The 18,699-nt window shown below is 62.4% G+C and carries 13 protein-coding genes; 3 read left to right on the forward strand and 10 right to left on the reverse strand.

Features of this window, described 5'->3' with window-relative positions; all coding sequences use genetic code 11:
• Positions 1-59: 59 nt before the first annotated feature.
• Positions 60-560 (reverse strand): hypothetical protein, encoded by a 501-nt coding sequence (locus PSV38_RS16785; RefSeq protein ID WP_300549423.1) that lies wholly within the window; start codon positions 558-560, stop codon positions 60-62.
• A 1,390-nt stretch (positions 561-1,950) separates the two neighbouring features.
• The gene (locus PSV38_RS16790; protein WP_300549425.1) at positions 1,951-2,529 is read right to left on the reverse strand and encodes a hypothetical protein; all 579 of its coding nucleotides are present in this window, start codon (positions 2,527-2,529) and stop codon (positions 1,951-1,953) included.
• 307 nt (positions 2,530-2,836) lie between these two features.
• Between PSV38_RS16790 and PSV38_RS16795 the strand changes: the two genes are divergently transcribed.
• Positions 2,837-3,823, forward strand: coding sequence for an integron integrase (locus PSV38_RS16795; RefSeq protein WP_300549446.1), 987 nt, complete (start codon positions 2,837-2,839; stop codon positions 3,821-3,823).
• A gap of 105 nt (positions 3,824-3,928) precedes the next feature.
• On the opposite strand, the gene acnB is transcribed toward PSV38_RS16795, so the two are convergent.
• From acnB to prpB, 8 genes are all read right to left on the reverse strand, one after another.
• A complete protein-coding gene (gene acnB / locus PSV38_RS16800; protein WP_300549427.1) occupies positions 3,929-6,532 on the reverse strand; it encodes a bifunctional aconitate hydratase 2/2-methylisocitrate dehydratase in 2,604 nt (867 codons plus the stop codon).
• A 187-nt stretch (positions 6,533-6,719) separates the two neighbouring features.
• Positions 6,720-7,304, reverse strand: a complete 585-nt coding sequence (locus PSV38_RS16805) for a hypothetical protein (protein WP_300549429.1) — start codon at positions 7,302-7,304, stop codon at positions 6,720-6,722.
• An 84-nt stretch (positions 7,305-7,388) separates the two neighbouring features.
• Positions 7,389-8,594, reverse strand: a complete 1,206-nt coding sequence (prpF, locus tag PSV38_RS16810) for a 2-methylaconitate cis-trans isomerase PrpF (RefSeq protein WP_300549431.1) — start codon at positions 8,592-8,594, stop codon at positions 7,389-7,391.
• A gap of 12 nt (positions 8,595-8,606) precedes the next feature.
• Positions 8,607-8,984: a type II toxin-antitoxin system VapC family toxin gene (locus tag PSV38_RS16815; protein ID WP_300549433.1), complete on the reverse strand. Its 378-nt coding sequence runs from the start codon at positions 8,982-8,984 to the stop codon at positions 8,607-8,609.
• Between the two features lie 5 nt (positions 8,985-8,989).
• The gene (locus tag PSV38_RS16820; protein ID WP_300549435.1) at positions 8,990-9,238 is read right to left on the reverse strand and encodes a type II toxin-antitoxin system Phd/YefM family antitoxin; all 249 of its coding nucleotides are present in this window, start codon (positions 9,236-9,238) and stop codon (positions 8,990-8,992) included.
• A 99-nt stretch (positions 9,239-9,337) separates the two neighbouring features.
• The gene (acnD, locus tag PSV38_RS16825) at positions 9,338-11,956 is read right to left on the reverse strand and encodes a Fe/S-dependent 2-methylisocitrate dehydratase AcnD (protein WP_300549436.1); all 2,619 of its coding nucleotides are present in this window, start codon (positions 11,954-11,956) and stop codon (positions 9,338-9,340) included.
• Positions 11,957-12,050: 94 nt separating this feature from the next.
• Positions 12,051-13,214, reverse strand: a complete 1,164-nt coding sequence (prpC, locus tag PSV38_RS16830; RefSeq protein ID WP_300549438.1) for a 2-methylcitrate synthase — start codon at positions 13,212-13,214, stop codon at positions 12,051-12,053.
• Between the two features lie 40 nt (positions 13,215-13,254).
• The gene (prpB, locus tag PSV38_RS16835; RefSeq protein ID WP_300549440.1) at positions 13,255-14,139 is read right to left on the reverse strand and encodes a methylisocitrate lyase; all 885 of its coding nucleotides are present in this window, start codon (positions 14,137-14,139) and stop codon (positions 13,255-13,257) included.
• Between the two features lie 226 nt (positions 14,140-14,365).
• On the opposite strand from prpB, the gene prpR reads away from it, so the two are divergent.
• Together prpR and PSV38_RS16845 are read left to right on the forward strand one after the other, a co-directional pair.
• Positions 14,366-16,309 (forward strand): propionate catabolism operon regulatory protein PrpR, encoded by a 1,944-nt coding sequence (gene prpR / locus PSV38_RS16840; RefSeq protein ID WP_300549442.1) that lies wholly within the window; start codon positions 14,366-14,368, stop codon positions 16,307-16,309.
• A gap of 48 nt (positions 16,310-16,357) precedes the next feature.
• Positions 16,358-18,268 carry a radical SAM protein gene (locus PSV38_RS16845; protein WP_300549444.1) on the forward strand — a complete coding sequence of 637 codons (1,911 nt, stop codon included), beginning with the start codon at positions 16,358-16,360 and terminating at the stop codon, positions 18,266-18,268.
• The last annotated feature ends 431 nt before the right edge of the window (positions 18,269-18,699 follow it).

Consider the following 18,699-nt stretch of genomic DNA (forward strand, 5'->3'; position numbering starts at 1 on the left):
ATGGCCAGAGATGCGCCATATAGCTGACGTTCCAGGCACCCAAAAGCCTAACGCCAAAGTTAACGGGCGACCATGCGCAGCATGGGCGTCCCTGTTGAACGTACCGTTAGGCTGTGGCGAGATGGAACAGCCTGTGAGAACAAGCCGACCGTGCCTTGATGGCAGATGTTTGACTTCGGCATGACAGCGCTCCCGTGCTTTGAGTTGCTGGGATTTTGCACGATGTTGATGAAGCTGGCCAGAGCGCGATGATTCGCAGACCGCCGAAGGACGGGCTGCTCGTTTGACACTTGATCTTGAAACCGTAGCGCAGCACGACTTTGAATTGACTGCCGAAGGACAGGCAAGCCCAAGGCGATAGCGAGTGGCACTTTGGCGCTGAGCAATTTTGAGCAGGCTGCCGAAGGGCAGACAGCCAGACTGAGATTTGAAACGCCGCCAAGTTGCGAACCGCTGAGCGAATTAGCGCGGTGCCTGGAAAGTTGCACCAGCGCATGAATGGCAAAGAAAGCAGCAGTGATAAATGGCACGGCTTTGCAGAATTCAAAGCCCAAAACCATGCAGAGGGCAACCAAAAGCCTAACTCGATAGGTAAGGGGCGCCCGCGTGGCTTGGCACAAGCGATGCAGACTGTCGGCGTCCCCTTGACCGGAAAGTTAGGCTAGCAAGAGAAGGAACAGCCTGTGAGAACAAGCCGACCGTGCCTTGATGGCAGATGTTTGACTTTGGCATGCATGAACTCCCTTGCGTTTGGCTGCAGCGATTTTGCACCATGTTCATGAACCTGGTCATACTGGACGGAATTGTGCCTGACCAGACCAGAGCTGTGAACCAGCGGCACGGATCTCTTCTCGTTGAATTATCGCTGGCTTTGAGATGCGCATGAAAAACAGACGCAAGCCGAAATGATCCGCTGACTGCCGAAGGACAGGAAGCCAGAGGCGATAGCGTGTGGCACTTTGGAGCCGCATATTGGTGAGCAGGCTGCCGAAGGGCAGACAGCCAGATTGAGACCTACTGCGCCGCTCGGTTGCGAACTTCAGTGCTTGTTAGCGCTGGGCCTGGCCAGAATGCGCAGTGCATGAGCGCCAAAGAAAGCAGCGCTGGAAGATGGGCAAATGGTTGAAACGCCACGGCCCAAAACCTTGCCAGAGAATGAAGGAAAGGCAACCAAAAGCCTAACGCCCAGGTTAACCGGCAAAAATGCGAAGCATTTTTGTCCGCGTTGAACCGACGGGTGCGCCCAGCATGGGCGCGAACTTATGGGGTGGAAGTCCCCTGTGGGAGTACCGACATGGACTCATAGTGAGCATGATAACCACGAGCCGAAGGCAATTGCAAAGCCGCGAGGCGATGTGAGAAGGAAGCCGGAGTGCAAGAGGTGCGAGGCGACGAACAGAAACCGCATAGAAGGCCGAGGGTGTCGAGGCGAGCCTGCCTGTGAAGGCGAAGCCCAACGGTACGGCACCTACGGTAAATGCGGCGCTTGTGCACCGACAGTTCGCGTTCTTACCTGGGGAGATCTGCCGCACATGCGGTGCTGGTGATGACAAACAAGACCCGGAAGGTTCACCCCGGGTTACCAAGAACCGAGCGCCGTGGCGAGCTGCCCGCTGCGTGACGAAGAAAGAGGCAGCAGTTTGTCGCACGAGCACAGCGCGCCAGGTGGAGACACCTGGCGTGATGGGGCAGAAGTCAGCAGAGGCCATAGTAGTAGTCCAGTGCTTCACGAGAGCGGCTGGGCATGAAGGGCCGAACATGTGGAGCAGGGTGGAGCGACAGGCGACTCGATACTCAGCGATGAAGCCCGACCGGGTGAGTTGAGTGCGGCGTAGGCCTGAGCAGCCGACCTTGTGCGTGACCTGAGCGTAGCCCGTGAGGGAGCGTATGAAAACTCTGCATGAACCGCCCACTGCGGACCCGCATGGTGGGTGGTGTGGGGGCTGGGGGCTAAAAACCTCCGGCTACCCGATTTAGGCTGGTGACAGGTGCATTAATGGTTGAGTTCGCGCTCTTGCAGCGGTTTAACTGGCTGCGCATGATTCCCTTCAGCTCTTCCCCAACTTTCCGCATCGTAGACGACGATAGTTCAGTGGTTTGCTCGCCTGCATAGGTGGCCTTGAATCGCTTTACCTCAGCCAGGATCTCGTCGGTGACGACATCGCGGATCTCTGGTGCGGGTTCACCGGCCAATAACAAAAGCTTTCGATGGGCCACCTTTGTATATATACGGCCTGCCTCACTCCTGAAAAAGTCTCTCGCAGCGACCAATTCGCTTGGCTTGAGCATTTGGTCGTATGTTGCGGCAATAGTGGATCTGATCTGTTCCGTTGGGAGATTGATCACACATTCGTATTGCGCTTTTGTGTACTTGCCGGCCTCATAGGCTTGGCGAGCACCAATTTTTGCGCCCTCAGTGGTGGACCACTCCAACCGTGCTGCATCGACAACCTCGAAGGCGGCAATCGATGGGCTAGCAGAGCTAGTAGTCGCGACAACTTGAGCAGCAAAGACTAAAGCTTTGATCATGTGTGAAGAATTCCTAACGAATTGCAATGGCTTGTTTTTTCGAAAAGCCTAACTGTAATGTATGCCTGAACAAGACAAATATCCTGGGATGGTAGGAGCGGGCTCTGATCGATAACCTGGGGACTCAGGAACCCAAGTTGACGTGTAACCCCGCAAGCTATTCCGCGAACTTGATTGATAACCTGCCGAGTTGGTTGGCGCAGGGAGGATGCATTCCCCCCACAGAGGGCTTGTCATCGCTTCTGCTTTTAACGATCATCTGTATATCCATACAGTCCTCACCTGGTCGTTCATCCAAGTTACGTCAATGCTCGATCAACCACTACCTACCAAAGCGCCTCGCCTTTTGGACGAAGTCCGAGACCGCATCAGGTCCATGCATTACAGCATGCGCACGGAAGATGCCTATCTCCACTGGATCAAGGGCTACATCCGATTCCACGGCCTCCGCCATCCTAAAGAGCTAGGCCAAGCCGAACTGGAGGCCTACCTTTCTTGGCAAGCCAATGAGCGGCAGGTCTCAGCGTCGACCCACAAACAGGCCCTGTCGGCGCTCCTATTTCTCTACCGGCATGTGTTGCGCATGGACTTCCCCTGGCTGGCTGAAATCGGGCGTCCCAAGGCGACTCGGCGTTTGCCCGTCGTGCTCACGCCAGAAGAAGTGACAACGGTCCTCAAAGCCATCGATCCAGCGCATCGCCTGATTGGGCAAACGTTGTACGGCACGGGGCTGCGCTTGATGGAAGGCTTGCGGCTCCGAGTGAAGGACATCGACTTTGCTCATCAGACCATCGTGGTCCGGGAGGGCAAAGGCGCCAAGGATAGGGTCGTGATGCTACCGGCCACACTGGTAGAGCCTTTGCGCATTCAGTTGCGCGCATCTCGGGCCATGTGGGAGGCTGACCGGCTCAACGAGGTGGCGGGTGTCTGGTTGCCGCATGCGCTCGAACGCAAGTTCAAAGACGTGGGCAAGACCTGGGGTTGGCAATGGGTCTTTCCCATGGCGGATCTGGCCGTGGATCCCAGAGTGGGTTTCATGCGTCGGCACCATGTTCAGGATCAAACGTTTCAGCGCGCGTTCAAGAAAGCGGTACTGGCGGCACAGTTGGTCAAGCCAGCGACGCCGCACACGCTCCGACATTCTTTCGCTACACACTTGCTGCAGGCCCACTACGACATCCGCACCGTGCAGGAATTGTTGGGTCACAGCGATGTCAGCACGACGATGATCTACACGCATGTGATCAAGGTGGGTGGGGCGGGGGTGGTTAGCCCGCTGGATCAAATGCTGTGATGGGCAGAATGGGCACGGCACAAAAGCAAACGGCCCGCCGGATTGCGCCAGCGGGCCGTTTTCATGAAAGGCCGTAAGGAGGGCCTCTCAATGAAACGTTCAAACTCAGGCCGCAGCCACGGTCTTGGCCTTGTCAGCGTATTCCGTGATCTGATCAAAGTTCAGGTACTTGTAGATCTGGGCGCTGGACGCGTCGAGCACGCCCACGCCTTCCATGTACTCGGCCTTGGTCGGGATGCGGCCCAGGCGTGAGCAGATGGCGGCCAGTTCGGCCGAACCCAGGTACACATTGCTGTTCTTGCCCAGGCGGTTGGGGAAGTTGCGCGTGCTGGTCGAGAACACGGTGGCACCTTCCTTGACTTGAGCCTGGTTGCCCATGCACAGCGAGCAGCCGGGCATTTCCATGCGGGCGCCAGCGCTGCCCAGAACGCCGTAGTGGCCTTCTTCGGTCAGTTGCTGAGCATCCATCTTGGTGGGGGGGGCCACCCACAGCTTGACGGGGATGTCGCGCTTGCCTTCGAGCAGCTTGGAGGCTGCGCGGAAGTGGCCGATGTTGGTCATGCAAGAGCCGATGAAGACTTCGTCGATCACGGCGCCAGCCACGTCCGACAGCGTCTTCACGTCATCGGGGTCGTTCGGGCAGGCCAGGATGGGCTCGTGAATGTCGGCCAGGTCGATCTCGATCACGGCGGCGTATTCGGCGTCGGCGTCACCCTTCATCAACTGGGGATCGGCCAGCCAGGCTTCTTGCGCGGCGATGCGGCGTTGCAGCGTGCGGGCATCCTCATAGCCGTTGGCGATCATGTTCTTCATCAGCGTGATGTTGCTGTTGAGGTACTCGGCGATCGGCTCCTTGTTCAGGTGCACGGTGCAGCCAGCGGCTGAACGCTCAGCCGAGGCATCGGACAGCTCGAACGCTTGCTCGACCTTCAGGTCTGGCAGGCCTTCGATCTCCAGGATGCGGCCGGAGAAGATGTTCTTCTTGCCTTGCTTGGCGACGGTCAGCAGACCGGCCTTGATGGCGTACAAGGGAATGGCGTTGACCAGGTCACGCAGGGTGATGCCAGGCTGCATTTTGGTGCCCTTGAAGCGCACCAGCACGGATTCGGGCATGTCCAGGGGCATCACGCCCGTGGCCGCAGCGAAAGCCACCAAGCCGGAACCGGCGGGGAAGCTGATGCCGATGGGGAAACGGGTGTGCGAGTCGCCGCCGGTGCCGACGGTGTCGGGCGTCAGCAGGCGATTGAGCCAGCTGTGGATCACGCCGTCGCCAGGGCGCAGGGACACGCCGCCGCGGGTGCTGATGAAGTCGGGCAACTCGTGGTGCATCTTCACGTCCACAGGCTTGGGGTAAGCGGCCGTGTGGCAGAACGATTGCATCACCAGGTCGGCGCTGAAGCCCAGGCAGGCCAGGTCTTTCAGCTCGTCGCGGGTCATCGGGCCGGTGGTGTCTTGGGAGCCGACCGAGGTCATCTTGGGTTCGCAATAAGTGCCTGGGCGCACGCCGACTTGCTGGCCATCGATGACGGGCAGGTTACAGGCCTTGCCGACCATCTTCTGGGCCAGCGAGTAACCCTTCTTGGTGTCTTCGGGGTTCAGCGGCAGGCGGAACAGGGTGGAGGGTTCCAGGCCCAGGGCATCGCGGGCCTTGGCGGTCAGGCCACGGCCGATGATCAGGGGGATGCGGCCACCGGCGCGCACTTCGTCGAACAGCACGTCGGACTTGACCTTGAACTCGGCGATGACTTCGCCATTCTTCAGGGCCTTGCCGGCGTAGGGCAGCAGCTCGACCACGTCGCCCATGTTCATCTGGGACACGTCGAGTTCGATCGGCAGGGCGCCGGCGTCTTCCATCGTGTTGTAGAAGATGGGGGCGATCTTGCTGCCCAGGCACACGCCGCCGAAGCGCTTGTTGGGCACGAAGGGGATGTCTTCGCCGGTGAACCACAGCACGCTGTTGGTGGCCGATTTACGCGAAGAGCCGGTGCCGACCACGTCGCCCACGTAGGCGACCAGGTTGCCCATGGCGCGCAGGTCTTCGATGAATTTGATCGGGCCACGCTTGCCGTCTTCTTCAGGCGTGATGCCATCGCGCTTGTTCTTCAGCATGGCCAAAGCGTGCAGCGGGATGTCGGGGCGGCTCCAGGCGTCGGGGGCCGGGGAGAGGTCATCGGTGTTGGTCTCGCCGGTCACCTTCAGGATGCTGACGATGATGCTTTGGGGCACTTCGGGCCGCGAGGTGAACCACTCGGCATCGGCCCAGCTTTGCAGCACGGCCTTGGCGTGGGCGTTGCCCTTGTCTGCTTTTTCCTTCACGTCGTGGAAGGCGTCGAACATCAACAGCGTTTTCTTGAGCGCTTCGGCGGCGATGCCGCCCACCAGGGCGTCGTCCAGCAACTCGACCAGGGGGTGGATGTTGTAGCCGCCGAGCATGGTGCCCAGCAGTTCAGTGGCTTTTTCGCGGGTGATCAGGACCGATTTTTCAGTGCCGTGGGCCACGGCGGCCAGGTAGGATGCCTTGACCTTGGCGGCGGCGTCCACACCAGCGGGGACGCGGTGCACGATCAGGTCCACCAGGGTGGCTTCTTCGCCAGCGGGCGGGTTCTTCAGCAACTCGATGACTTCGCCGGTTTGCTGGGCGGTCAGAGGCAGGGGGGGGATACCCAGCGCGGCGCGCTCGGCGATGTGTTGGCGGTAGGCTTGCAACATGGTTTGACCTTCTTGGGATCTGGGATGCTTGTGACTTGGGCGTCAGGAAAAGCGGAATGCGCTGAGGAGGGTGCTTGCACCTGGACAAGGCATAAGCAATTTCCGCGCAGACCGCTATTTTCGCCCAGGAATGGGGTTCATGTCACCTTCAGGACACACGCAAATCAAGGGATTCGCGGATGTGCACTCATTTGGGTGCGCTGGCCGCATCGGCGGCGGGCGCGTCGAACACCGATTTGGGCGGGTTCTTGCGCAATTCTTCTTCGGCGGCACGTTGCACTTCATGCACGCAGCCATCCACCAGGCGTCGGCCGGTTTTGACGTTCAGTAGCATGGATTTGGTCAGGATCTGGATCAGCAGGACGGTGTCCTTGGTGTCTTCCAGGCGGATGGCGCCGGTGCTGGACAAGACCGGCTTGACCACCCAGGTTTGTTTGTCCTGACGCAGGTTGAAGTAGCCGAGGTTGGTGTCGTTGGCGTCGATCAGCATTTTTTTGCCGAATTCGCACTCGTAGCGTCCGATCAGCACGCGCTTGGCGGCGTCCATCTGTTCGGGCGATGCCTCGGGCAAAGGCACGAATTTCTCAGCCACGGGGCCTTTTTTGGCGGACTTGGTCTTGGCCTTGGCCTTGGCTTTGGCCACGGGCTTTGACGCGGGGTCAGTGGCCGCGTGCGCCTGTGAGCTGAAGGCGCCCGCCGTCATGCCCAACAGGATGCCCACAGTGATGGCGGCGGTGCGGATGCGGCGGGTGCGCTTGTTTTGGAGACTCATTTGAAGGGGATTCCGATCACGGGCGTTTTGGTCAATGGGGGCGGATTGGAGGCTGATCTTGCCACCAATCCGCCAGGCCAATCGTTAGAAAACGTCGCCGGGCACGCGGACCCAGCCTTCCATCAGCACGCGGGCGCTGCGGCTCATGATGGCTTTTTTCACGGTCCATTCGCCGTTGACCTGGGTGGCTTCGGCGCCCACGCGCAGGGTGCCCGAAGGGTGGCCGAAGCGCACGGCGGTGCGGGCGCCGCCGCCTGCGGCCAGGTTCACCAGTGTGCCGGGGATGGCCGCGGCGGTGCCGATGGCGACCGCGGCCGTGCCCATCATGGCGTGGTGCAGCTTGCCCATGGACAGGGCGCGCACCAACAGGTCTACATCCCCTTCGCCGATCGGCTTTCCGCTGGATGAAATGTAAGCCTTGGGCTTGGCCACGAAGGCGACTTTGGGCGTGTGCTGGCGCTTGGCGGCTTCGGACACATCCTTGATCAAGCCCATGCGCAGGGCACCGTGGGCGCGGATGGTTTCAAAACGGGCCAAGGCGGCGGGGTCGCCATTGATGGCGTCTTGCAACTCGGTGCCGGTGTAGCCGATGTCTTCGGCGTTCACGAAGATGGTCGGGATGCCGGCGTTGATCATGGTGACCCTGAGGGTGCCGCCCTTGACGACGTCCTCGGGCACTTCCAGGTCGTCAAGGAGGTTGCCGGTGGGGAACATCGAACCGCCTGCACCGTCTTCACCTTCGTCGGCTGGGTCCAGGAATTCAAGTTGCACTTCGGCGGCGGGGAAGGTCACGCCGTCGAGTTCGAAATCGCCGGTTTCCTGCACTTCGCCGTGGGTGATGGGCACGTGGGCGACGATGGTCTTGCCGATGTTGGCTTGCCAGATGCGCACGGTGGCCATGCCGTTGACGGGCACTCGGCTGGCGTCGACCAAGCCGGCCTGGATGGCGAAGGAGCCGACCGCTGCCGAGAGGTTGCCGCAGTTGCCGGACCAGTCCACGAAGGCCTTGTCGATCGAGACCTGGCCGAAGAGGTAGTCCACATCGTGGTCAGGCCTGCTGCTCTTGGACAGGATGACCGTCTTGGAGGTGGACGAGGTGGCACCGCCCATGCCATCGATCTGTTTGCCATAAGGATCGGGGCTGCCGATCACGCGCAGCAGCAGCTGGTCGCGGGCTGCGCCGGGTGTTTGGCAAGCGGCGGGCAGGTCTTGCAGGCGGAAGAAAACGCCTTTGCTGGTGCCACCACGGAGGTAGGTGGCAGGGACTTTGATTTGGGGTGGATGGGACATCAATGGCTCCGGTCAAATCTTGATGATGGTGTCGCTGTAGAGGGCAACCTGGGCGTCATGGGTCATCAGGCGCATCGGCTCGGTGAGGGCCTGCGCAACCAGGATGCGGTCAAACGGGTCTTGGTGATGCGAGGGCAAGTCTTCGACGGCCGCCGCATGTTCTGCCTCAATGGACAGGCACCGGTAGCCAGACGCCAGAAAATAGCGCTGTGCATCTGCGCCGGAAATCGGCATGTCGCCACGACCCAGGGAGTGCTTGATGGCGATCTCCCAAATGCTGGCGGCGCTCACCCAGACATGGGTCTTGGGCGACGTGATCAATTCGCGCGCCTTTGGCGGCAATTTCGGGCTGTCGGTGATGGCCCACAAGGCCACATGGGTGTCGAGCATCAGGTTCAAGCGGCCGTCCCACCCATGAACAACCGCGACACCTCGTCGTTGTGCGCATCAATGTTGTCTGGCACCTCGAACAAGCCTTTGGCCACGCCGATGCGCTGCCCTGCTGATGCGGTATCCATCGGCACCAACTTTGCGGCGGGGCGGCCATTGCGGGCGATGATGATTTCGCGTTCGTGGCCCTGCTCAATGGCCTCGACCAGGCGCGACAGCGTTGATTTGGCTTGCAGCATGTTGACGGGGTGCACGAGGGTCTCCGATGGTTGGCTTAGTCTAGTCTGGCTAAGTTTGGCCGTCAAGGCGCAAGCGTGCGCGCCCCCCAGTGTGCCCCCTGCCTCTTGCACGGATCATGCGGCTTTGTTTTGAGCCAGGAAGTCCTGCGCAAAGCGCTGCAGCACGCCGCCTGCTTCGTACACCGAAACTTCTTCGCCGGTATCGAGGCGGCAGGTCATGGGCACCTTCACCACGTCGCCGTTTTGGCGGGTGATGACCAAAGTCAGGTCCGCGCGGGGTGTGGGCTGGCCTTCCACGTCGTAGATCTCGGTGCCGTCCAGGTTCAAGGTCAGGCGGTTGGTGCCGGGCTTGAACTCCAGGGGCATCACGCCCATGCCGATCAGGTTGGTTCGGTGGATGCGCTCGAAGCCTTCGGCCGCGATGGCTTCGACGCCTGCCAGGCGCACGCCCTTGGCGGCCCAGTCGCGCGAGGAGCCTTGGCCGTAGTCGGCGCCGGCCACGATGATCAGCGGTTGCTTGCGGTCCAGGTAGGTTTCCATGGCTTCCCACATGCGGACCACTTTGCCTTCGGGCTCGATGCGGGCCAGCGAGCCCGCCTTCACCTTTCCGTCGGCATCGCGCACCATCTCGTTCTTGAGCGTGGGGTTGGCAAACGTGGCGCGCATGGCGGTGAGGTGATCGCCTCGGTGGGTGGCGTAGGAGTTGAAGTCCTCTTCCGGCACGCCCATCTTGTGCAGGTACTCACCGGCTGCCGAGTTCATCATGATCGCGTTCGACGGCGACAGGTGGTCGGTGGTGATGTTGTCCGGCAGGATGGCCAGCGGGCGCATGCCCTTGAGCGTGCGCGGGTTGGCGGCCAGGGCGCCAACGCCTTCGGTGTCCCAATAGGGCGGGCGGCGGATGTAGGTGGATTGCGGGCGCCAGTTGTACAGCGGCTCGACCTTCTCGCCAGCATCGACCGAGATGGCAAACATCGGTTCGTAGACCTTGCGGAACATCTCGGGCTTGACGCTGGACTTGACGATGGCGTCGATCTCTTCGTCCGTAGGCCAGATGTCCTTCAGGCGGATCTCTTGGCCGTTGGCCACGCCCAGCACGTCGCGCTCGATGTCGAAGCGGATGGTGCCCGCGATGGCGTAAGCCACGACCAGCGGCGGCGAGGCCAGGAAGGCTTGCTTGGCATAAGGGTGGATGCGGCCGTCGAAGTTGCGGTTGCCCGAGAGCACGGCGGTGGCGTACAGGTCGCGGTCAACGATCTCTTTCTGGATGACCGGGTCGAGTGCGCCCGACATGCCGTTGCAGGTGGTGCAGGCGAAGGCCACGATGCCGAAACCGAGCTTTTCAAGGTCACCCATCAGGCCGGCTTCGTTCAGGTACAGCTCGACGGTTTTGGAGCCAGGGGCCAGCGAGGACTTGACCCAGGGCTTGCGCGTCAGGCCCAGCTTGTTGGCTTTGCGGGCCAGCAGGGCGGCCGCGATCACGTTGCGCGGGTTGGAGGTGTTGGTGCAGCTGGTGATGGCGGCGATGATCACGGCGCCATCGGGCATCGTGCCTTCATCGGCGGCGGGCATGCGCCAGGGGCCGTTGATGCCCTTGGCCGCCATGTCCGTCGTGGCCACGCGGGCGTGCGGGTTCGACGGGCCCGCCATGTTGCGCACCACGCTCGACAAATCGAAACTCAGGGTGCGTTCGTAGACGGCGTCCTTCAAGGTGTCGGACCACAGGCCGCCTTGCTTGGCGTAGGTTTCGACCAGCTTGATCTGTTCTTCCGTGCGGCCGGTGAGGCGCAGGTACTCGATGGTTTGCTCGTCGATGCTGAACATGGCAGCGGTGGCGCCGTATTCAGGGGCCATGTTCGAGATGGTGGCGCGGTCGCCCAGGGTCAGGCTGGGCACGCCCGCGCCGTAGAACTCAAGGTAGGCGCCGACCACTTTGGATTTACGCAAGAACTCGGTCATCGCCAACACCACGTCGGTCGCGGTGATGCCGGGCTGGCGCTTGCCTGAAAGCTCCACGCCGACGATTTCGGGCAGGCGCATCCACGAGGCGCGGCCCAGCATCACGTTCTCGGCTTCCAGGCCGCCCACGCCAATGGCGATCACGCCCAGCGCATCAACGTGCGGGGTGTGCGAGTCGGTGCCGACGCAGGTGTCGGGGTAGGCCAGGCCCTTCTCGTTGTGGATGACCGGGGACATCTTCTCCAGGTTGATCTGGTGCATGATCCCGTTGCCCGCGGGGATCACATCGACGTTGTCGAAGGCCAACTTGGTCCAGTTGATGAAGTGGAAGCGGTCTTCGTTGCGGCGCTCTTCGATGTCGCGGTTTTTCTGGAAAGCGTCCGGGTCAAACCCACCGCACTCCACGGCCAACGAGTGGTCCACGATCAACTGCACGGGCACCACGGGGTTCACCTTGGCGGGGTCGCCGCCTTCTTTGGCGATGGCATCGCGCAAACCGGCCAAGTCCACCAAAGCGGTCTGGCCCAGGATGTCGTGGCAGGCCACGCGCGCGGGGAACCACGGGAAGTCGTGGTCACGCAGGCGCTCGATCAGCTGCGTCAGCGATTGCGTGAGGATGGCCGGGTCGGCCTTGCGCACCAGGTTCTCGGCGTGCACGCGCGAGGTGTAGGGCAGGGTGGCCCAAGAACCTGGCTTGATCGCTTCGACGGCTTCGCGGGCATCGAAGTAATCCAGTTGGGTGCCGGGCAGGTTCTTGCGGTATTGGGTGTTCATGGCGGGGGCAAATCAGGTGGGTGTGGCCGCGTGCGCACATGCGCCGGGCCCGAATGCAAGGTGGCGCCTTGAGCGCCACCGGTTACTTCAACGATTACTTGCGGTCCTGGATCGGCACGAACTTCTGATCCTCGGGGCCGGTGTAGTTGGCCGAAGGACGGATGATCTTGCCGTCAATGCGTTGTTCGATCACGTGGGCCGACCAACCACTGGTGCGGGCGATCACGAACAGCGGCGTGAACATGGCGGTGGGCACACCCATCATGTGATAGCTCACCGCGCTGAACCAGTCCAGGTTGGGGAACATCTTCTTGATCTCCCACATGACCGATTCCAAACGCTCGGCGATGTCGTACATCTTGGTGTTCGACTGCTCTTTGCTCAACTCAAGCGCCACCTTTTTGATGACCACGTTGCGCGGGTCGCTCACGGTGTACACCGGGTGACCGAAGCCGATCACGACTTCCTTTTTCTCGACGCGGGCGCGGATGTCGGCCTCAGCCTCATCGGGCGTGTCGTAGCGCTTCTGGATTTCAAACGCGACTTCGTTGGCGCCGCCGTGCTTGGGGCCGCGCAACGCGCCGATGCCGCCGCCGATGGCCGAGAACATGTCCGAGCCCGTGCCAGCCACCACGCGCGAGGCGAAGGTGGAGGCGTTGAACTCGTGCTCTGCGTACAGGATCAGCGAGGTGTGCATGGCGCGAACCCAGCTGTCACGGGGCTTGACGCCGTGCAGCAGGTGCAGGAAGTGGCCGCCGATCGAGTCGTCGTCGGTCTCAACCTCGATGCGCTTGCCGTTGTGGCTGTAGTGGTACCAGTACAGCAGCATCGAGCCCAGCGAGGCCATCAGCTTGTCGGCGATGTCACGGGCGCCGGGGTGGTTGTGGTCGTCCTTCTCGGGCGACAAGCAGCCCAGCACGGACACGCCGGTGCGCATCACGTCCATCGGGTGGGCGGAAGGGGGCAGTTGCTCCAGCGCGGTCTTCAGGCCAGCGGGGATGCCGCGCAGCGACTTCAGCTTGGTCTTGTAGAAGGCCAGCTCGGCGCGGGTGGGCAACTTGCCATGCACCAACAGGTAGGCGATCTCTTCGAACTCGCTGGTCTGGGCCAGGTCGAGGATGTCGTAGCCGCGGTAGGCCAGGTCGTTGCCGGTGCGGCCCACGGTGCACAGGGCGGTGTTGCCGGCGGTGGTGCCGGACAAGGCCACGGACTTCTTGGGTTTGAAGCCGGGGGTGGTGGTCTCTGGGGTGGCGCTCATGCGTTTCGTCTCCTAAAACGGATGCAGGTAATCGATCGGGTTATTTCTTGGCGGCGAACAGGGCGTCCAGCTTGCCCTCGAACGCGTGGTAGCCAATGCGGTCGTACAACTCTTCACGCGTCTGCATGATGTCCACCACATTCTTCTGGTGGCCGTCACGGCGAATGGCAGTGTAGACCGCCTCGGCGGCCTTGTTCATGGCGCGGAAGGCGCTCAGCGGGTAGAGCACCATGCCCACGTTCACGCTGCGCAATTCGTCCACCGTGAACAGCGGCGTCTGGCCGAACTCGGTGATGTTGGCCAGCACGGGCACCTTCAGGGCGTCCACAAACCTCTTGTAGGTGGGCAGGTCGTAGGCGGCCTCGGCAAAGATGGCGTCGGCGCCCGCTTCCACGCACTTGATGGCGCGCTCAATCGCCGCATCCACCCCGTGCACCTGGATGGCATCGGTGCGAGCGATGATGAAAAAGTCGGGGTCGGTCTTGGCATCGACGGCAGCCTTGACGCGGTCGACCATTTCTTCGGTCGATACGATCTCTTTGCCGGGGCGGTGGCCGCAGCGCTTGGCGCCGACCTGGTCTTCCAGGTGGCAGGCGGCGGCGCCAGCCTTGATCAGGCTCTTGATGGTGCGCGCCATGTTGAAGGCGCTGGGGCCGAAGCCGGTGTCGATGTCGACCAGCAGTGGCACATCGCACACGTCGGTGATGCGGCGCACGTCGGTCAGCACGTCGTCGAGGTTGTTGATGCCCAGGTCGGGCAGGCCCAGCGAGCCTGCGGCCACGCCGCCGCCCGACAGATAAATGGCGCGGTACCCGGCGCGCTTGGCCAGCAGCGCGTGGTTGGCGTTGATGGCGCCAATGATTTGCAGTGGAGATTCTTCTTTCAGCGCTTGGCGAAAGCGTTGGCCAGGGGTCGTGAGGGACATGTCAGTTCTCCAACTTGGGAATCGGGTTTCAGCGGGGATGCTCAATGTTCGCAACGCCTGTGCCAAGCTGCGTGCCCAGTGCTGGGGCGGGTCTTCCAGCGCCTAAGTGTTTGATTTTATTCACCAAGGCGGTGCTTGCGTTCATGGCGCCGTGGTTCATTTTAGTCCGTTTTGTTTCAAATATGAAACAATGCCAGGTCATTGATGAAACGCGGTGAACCACGCCATGCCCACGTCCTATGGAATTTCTCCCGCCCGCATCGGCTTGCCACAGATTGTGGCGGTGGGCTTTCGGCGCATCAACAAGATGTTGCAGCAGGTGGCGCCCGAGTTCGCTGGCCAGGCCACGGTTGAAGTGCTGGACGTGGGTTTTGAAGAAGCCGTGGCCCGGGTGAAAGCCTTGCACGCCGTGCGGCCCATCGACGTGGTCGTGGCGGCTGGCTCCAACGGGGGCTATCTCCGTCAGCACCTGGACATGCCCGTCGTGCTGGTCAAGGTGGGGGGCTTCGATCTGATGCAGGCCTTGACGCGGGCCAAGCGCCTGTCATCCCGCGTGGGACTGGTGACCTACGAGGGCATGGCGCCCGACATGGCGCCTTTCAGCGAACTGTTTGAATTGGCGGTGGAGCAGCGCGCTTACCGCACCGAGGACGAAGCGCTGAGCTGCGTGCAGGCGCTCAAGGACCTGGGCGTGACCGTGCTGGTGGGCTCGGGCATGGTGGCCGACCTGGCCGACCAGATGGGCTTGACCGGCGTGTTCTTGTACTCCAGTGATGCGGTGCGCGAGGCATTGAACGATGCGGTGGAGGTGGCCCGCGCCTCGCGCATCGAGCTGGCCAAGCGTGAACGGCTCAACACCATCCTGGCGCAACTCAGTGACGGCGTGATCGCGGTCGATCAGCAGGAGCGCATTCAAACCCTGAACCCCGCGATGGCGCAATTGCTGGGCGTGTTGCCCGCGCAATGGTTGGGCCGCCGCTTGAGTGACCTCAGCGCGGACTTGAGCCTGCAAAGCACCTTGCGCCTGGGCACGCAAGAGTTGGAGAAAATCGAACGCGTCAAAGGCAAGGCCTTGATCGTCAACCGCATGCCCATCGTGGAGCAGGGTGTGTTGACCGGGGCGGTGCTCAGCTGCCAGGACCCGATCTCGATCCAGCGTGTGGACCGCCACATCCGCACGCGCATCAAGCCCAATGCGCCGGGCACGCGCTACCAGTTGGACCAGTTCCTCGGGCAAAGCGACGCGATCGAACGCATCCGCCAATTGGCCCGCCGTTGCGCCCGCAGCCAGGCCACCGTGCTGCTGGTCGGTGAAAGCGGCACCGGCAAGGAGTTGATAGCGCAAGGCATCCACATGGCCAGCGACCGGCGCGACTTGCCCTTCGTGGCCGTGAACTGCGCGGCGGTGTCCGAGTCCTTGCTGGAGAGCGAACTGTTTGGCTACGAAGAGGGCGCCTTCACCGGTGCCCGGCGCGGCGGCAAGATCGGCTTGTTCGAAGCCGCGCACAAAGGCACCATTTTTCTGGACGAGGTGGGCGAAATGCCCGTCTCCCTGCAGACCCGGCTGTTGCGCGTGCTGCAAGAGCGCGAGGTGCTGCGCGTGGGCGCCATCGAACCCACGCCCGTCAATGTGCGGGTGATTGCCGCCACCCACCGCGACCTGATGGCGCACGTCGAGCGCGGCCTGTTCCGCCTGGACCTGTTCTACCGCCTGAACATCCTGCGCATCGACATGCCGCCCTTGCGTGAGCGGCTGGACGACCTGTTGCCGATTGCCCTGGCGCTGCACCGGCAGGTCTGCGCACGCTTGAAGATCGACGTCGATCGCACGCGCCCCTTGATCGACGCGCTGGTTGAGCAAGCCGCGCCCTACGACTGGCCCGGCAATGTGCGCGAGCTGGAGAACATCGTCGAGCGGATGATGGCTTACGCCGAAACTGCCCAGTTGCGCATGACGCGAGAGGCGGCGATCACCTTTGTGCAAACCACCGCGCCTGAGCTGTTCTCACCGGTGCCGGTGAGTGCTTCGCCGCCTTTGAAAGCCCGCCAAGCGGAGACGGAGCGTGCCGACATCTTGCGCGTGCTGGCCGAGTGCGGCGGCGACCGGGCCCTGGCCAGTGAGCGCCTGGGCATCAGCCGCACCACCTTGTGGCGCAAACTCAAGCCCTGAAGCGGCCCACCCCTGGCAAAATGGGCGGCTGTCCCCTCCGTACCCACCATGTCCCCTGCCAAGCCCTTGCGCGTGCTGTCCGTCATCCCCCCGATGACTCAACTGAACACGCCCTACCCATCGACCGCCTACCTGACGGGCTTCTTGCGTTCTCGCGGGGTCGATGCCGTTCAGGAGGATCTGGCGCTGGCGCTGGTGCTGGCCCTGTTCTCGCGTGAAGGCCTGCCTGGCATCCACGCTTGTGTGCAAGCCGTGCCCGAGGCCAAGCGCACCAAGCCACTGCGTTCGTTCGATGCGCAGTTCGAGCGCTACCTGTCCACCATGACGCCCACCATTGCCTTTTTGCAGGGCCGGGATGCCACGCTGGCGCATCGCATCAACACCCGCCAGTTTTTACCCGAGGGGCCGCGTTTTTCCTCGTTGGATGTCTATGTGGATGACGAGGGCGGTGACCCGCTGGCCTGGGCCTTCGGCGCCCTGGGCTTGCAAGACCGCGCCCGCCACCTCGCCACCCTGTACCTGAACGACCTGGCCGACGTGCTGCGCGATGCCGTCGATCCGCGCTTCGAGTTCGTGCGCTATGCCGAGTCGCTGGCCCAAAGCCAATCTACCTTCGAGCCCTTGCACCAGGCTTTGCAAGCGCCGCTCAACCTGGTCGACACGACATTGCAAGGCCTGACTCTGGCCGCCATCGAGCGCCACGAGCCCGATGTGGTGCTGTTGTCCGTGCCCTTTCCCGGCGCGGTGTATGCCGCCTTCCGAATGGCCCAGACCATCAAGGCCGCGCGCCCCGGCATCAAGCTGGCCTTGGGCGGCGGCTTCGTCAACACCGAGTTGCGCGAGCTGAGCGAGCCCAGAGTTTTCGACTACGTTGACTTCGTCACGCTGGACGCTGGCGAGCGCCCCTTGCTGGCCTTGCTCGACCACATTCAGGGCCACCGTTCAGCCCAGCGCCTGTCGCGCACCTTTGTGCGAGACGCCGAGAGCGGCCAGGTCCGCTACATGAACATGGCCGAACCCGACGTGCCCTTCGCCGAGGTTGGCACACCCACCTGGGATGGCCTGCCCCTGGACCGCTACCTGTCCTTGCTGGACATGCTCAACCCCATGAACCGGCTGTGGTCCGATGGCCGCTGGAACAAGCTGACCATTGCCCATGGTTGCTACTGGAAGAAGTGCAGCTTCTGCGATGTGAGCCTGGACTACATCTCGCGCTACGAAACCACCACGGCCGAGATGCTGGTCGATCGCATCGAAGCCATCGTCAAAGAGACCGGCCAGACCGGCTTCCATTTTGTGGACGAGGCCGCGCCTCCCAAGATGCTCAAGGCCTTGGCGCACGAGTTGATCAAACGCAAGCTCTCGATCTCGTGGTGGGGCAACATCCGCTTCGAAAAATCCTTCAGCCCCGAGCTGTGCCAATTGCTGGCCGACAGCGGCTGCATCGCCATCTCGGGCGGTCTGGAAGTGGCCTCGGATCGCCTGCTGACCCTGATGAAAAAAGGCGTGTCGGTGGAGCAGGTGGCTCGCGTCACGCAGGGCTTCACCGACGCGGGCATCCTGGTGCATGCCTACCTGATGTACGGCTTTCCCACTCAGACCGTGCAGGACACGGTCGATGCGCTGGAATACGTGCGGCAGCTCTTCGCCAACGGTTGCATCCAGTCGGGTTTTTTCCACCGCTTTGCCTGCACGGTGCACTCGCCCGTGGGCCAGAACCCCCATGAATACGGCGTCAAGCTGCAGGCCCTGCCGCCCACCACCTTCGCCAAGAACGACATTGCTTTCATCGATCCCACTGGGGTGGACCACGATGTGCTGGGCGTCGGCCTGAAGAAGGCCATCTACAACTTCATGCATGGCATCGGCCTGGAAGAGGACGTGCGAACCTGGTTCAAGGGCAAGGTGCCGCGCACGACGGTGGCGCCCCATCGCATTGAGCGGGCGTTGGCCAACTGAGGTTGTCCTCCGTCTCATGTCGTGCGAACAACGGCGTGCTTTTGGGGCAGCGCGGGGTGGGGATGAGGCGGAGGCGGGCGGGGCTCCTGCGGGGGCGGTCCACCGCTTTGCGGCGGACTGCACTCGGTGCTCGGCCACGGCGGGCGGCTGCGGAACTCGCTGTCCTTCGGCAGCTCAAACAGTCCTCGCCGACCCCTCGACGAGTCGAGGGGCAACCCGCCGTGGCCTGCGCGCCTCGCCGCCCCCGAAGTCGCCCCGCCTGCCACCGCCTCATCCCTGATCACCCCGCTGGTGGCGCAGCACGAAAAGGAACCGTGGCATGCCACCAGCGGGGCGAAACCAGGGCTGGGGCGGTCTCCGGCGGGGCGCCTGGCTTGGTGCTGAGAAGCGGAGTGCCGAGGTGGGCGTGCGCAGCACGCATCAACATCTGA

The organism is Aquabacterium sp. (genome assembly GCF_029946005.1).
GTDB lineage: Bacteria > Pseudomonadota > Gammaproteobacteria > Burkholderiales > Burkholderiaceae_C > Aquabacterium.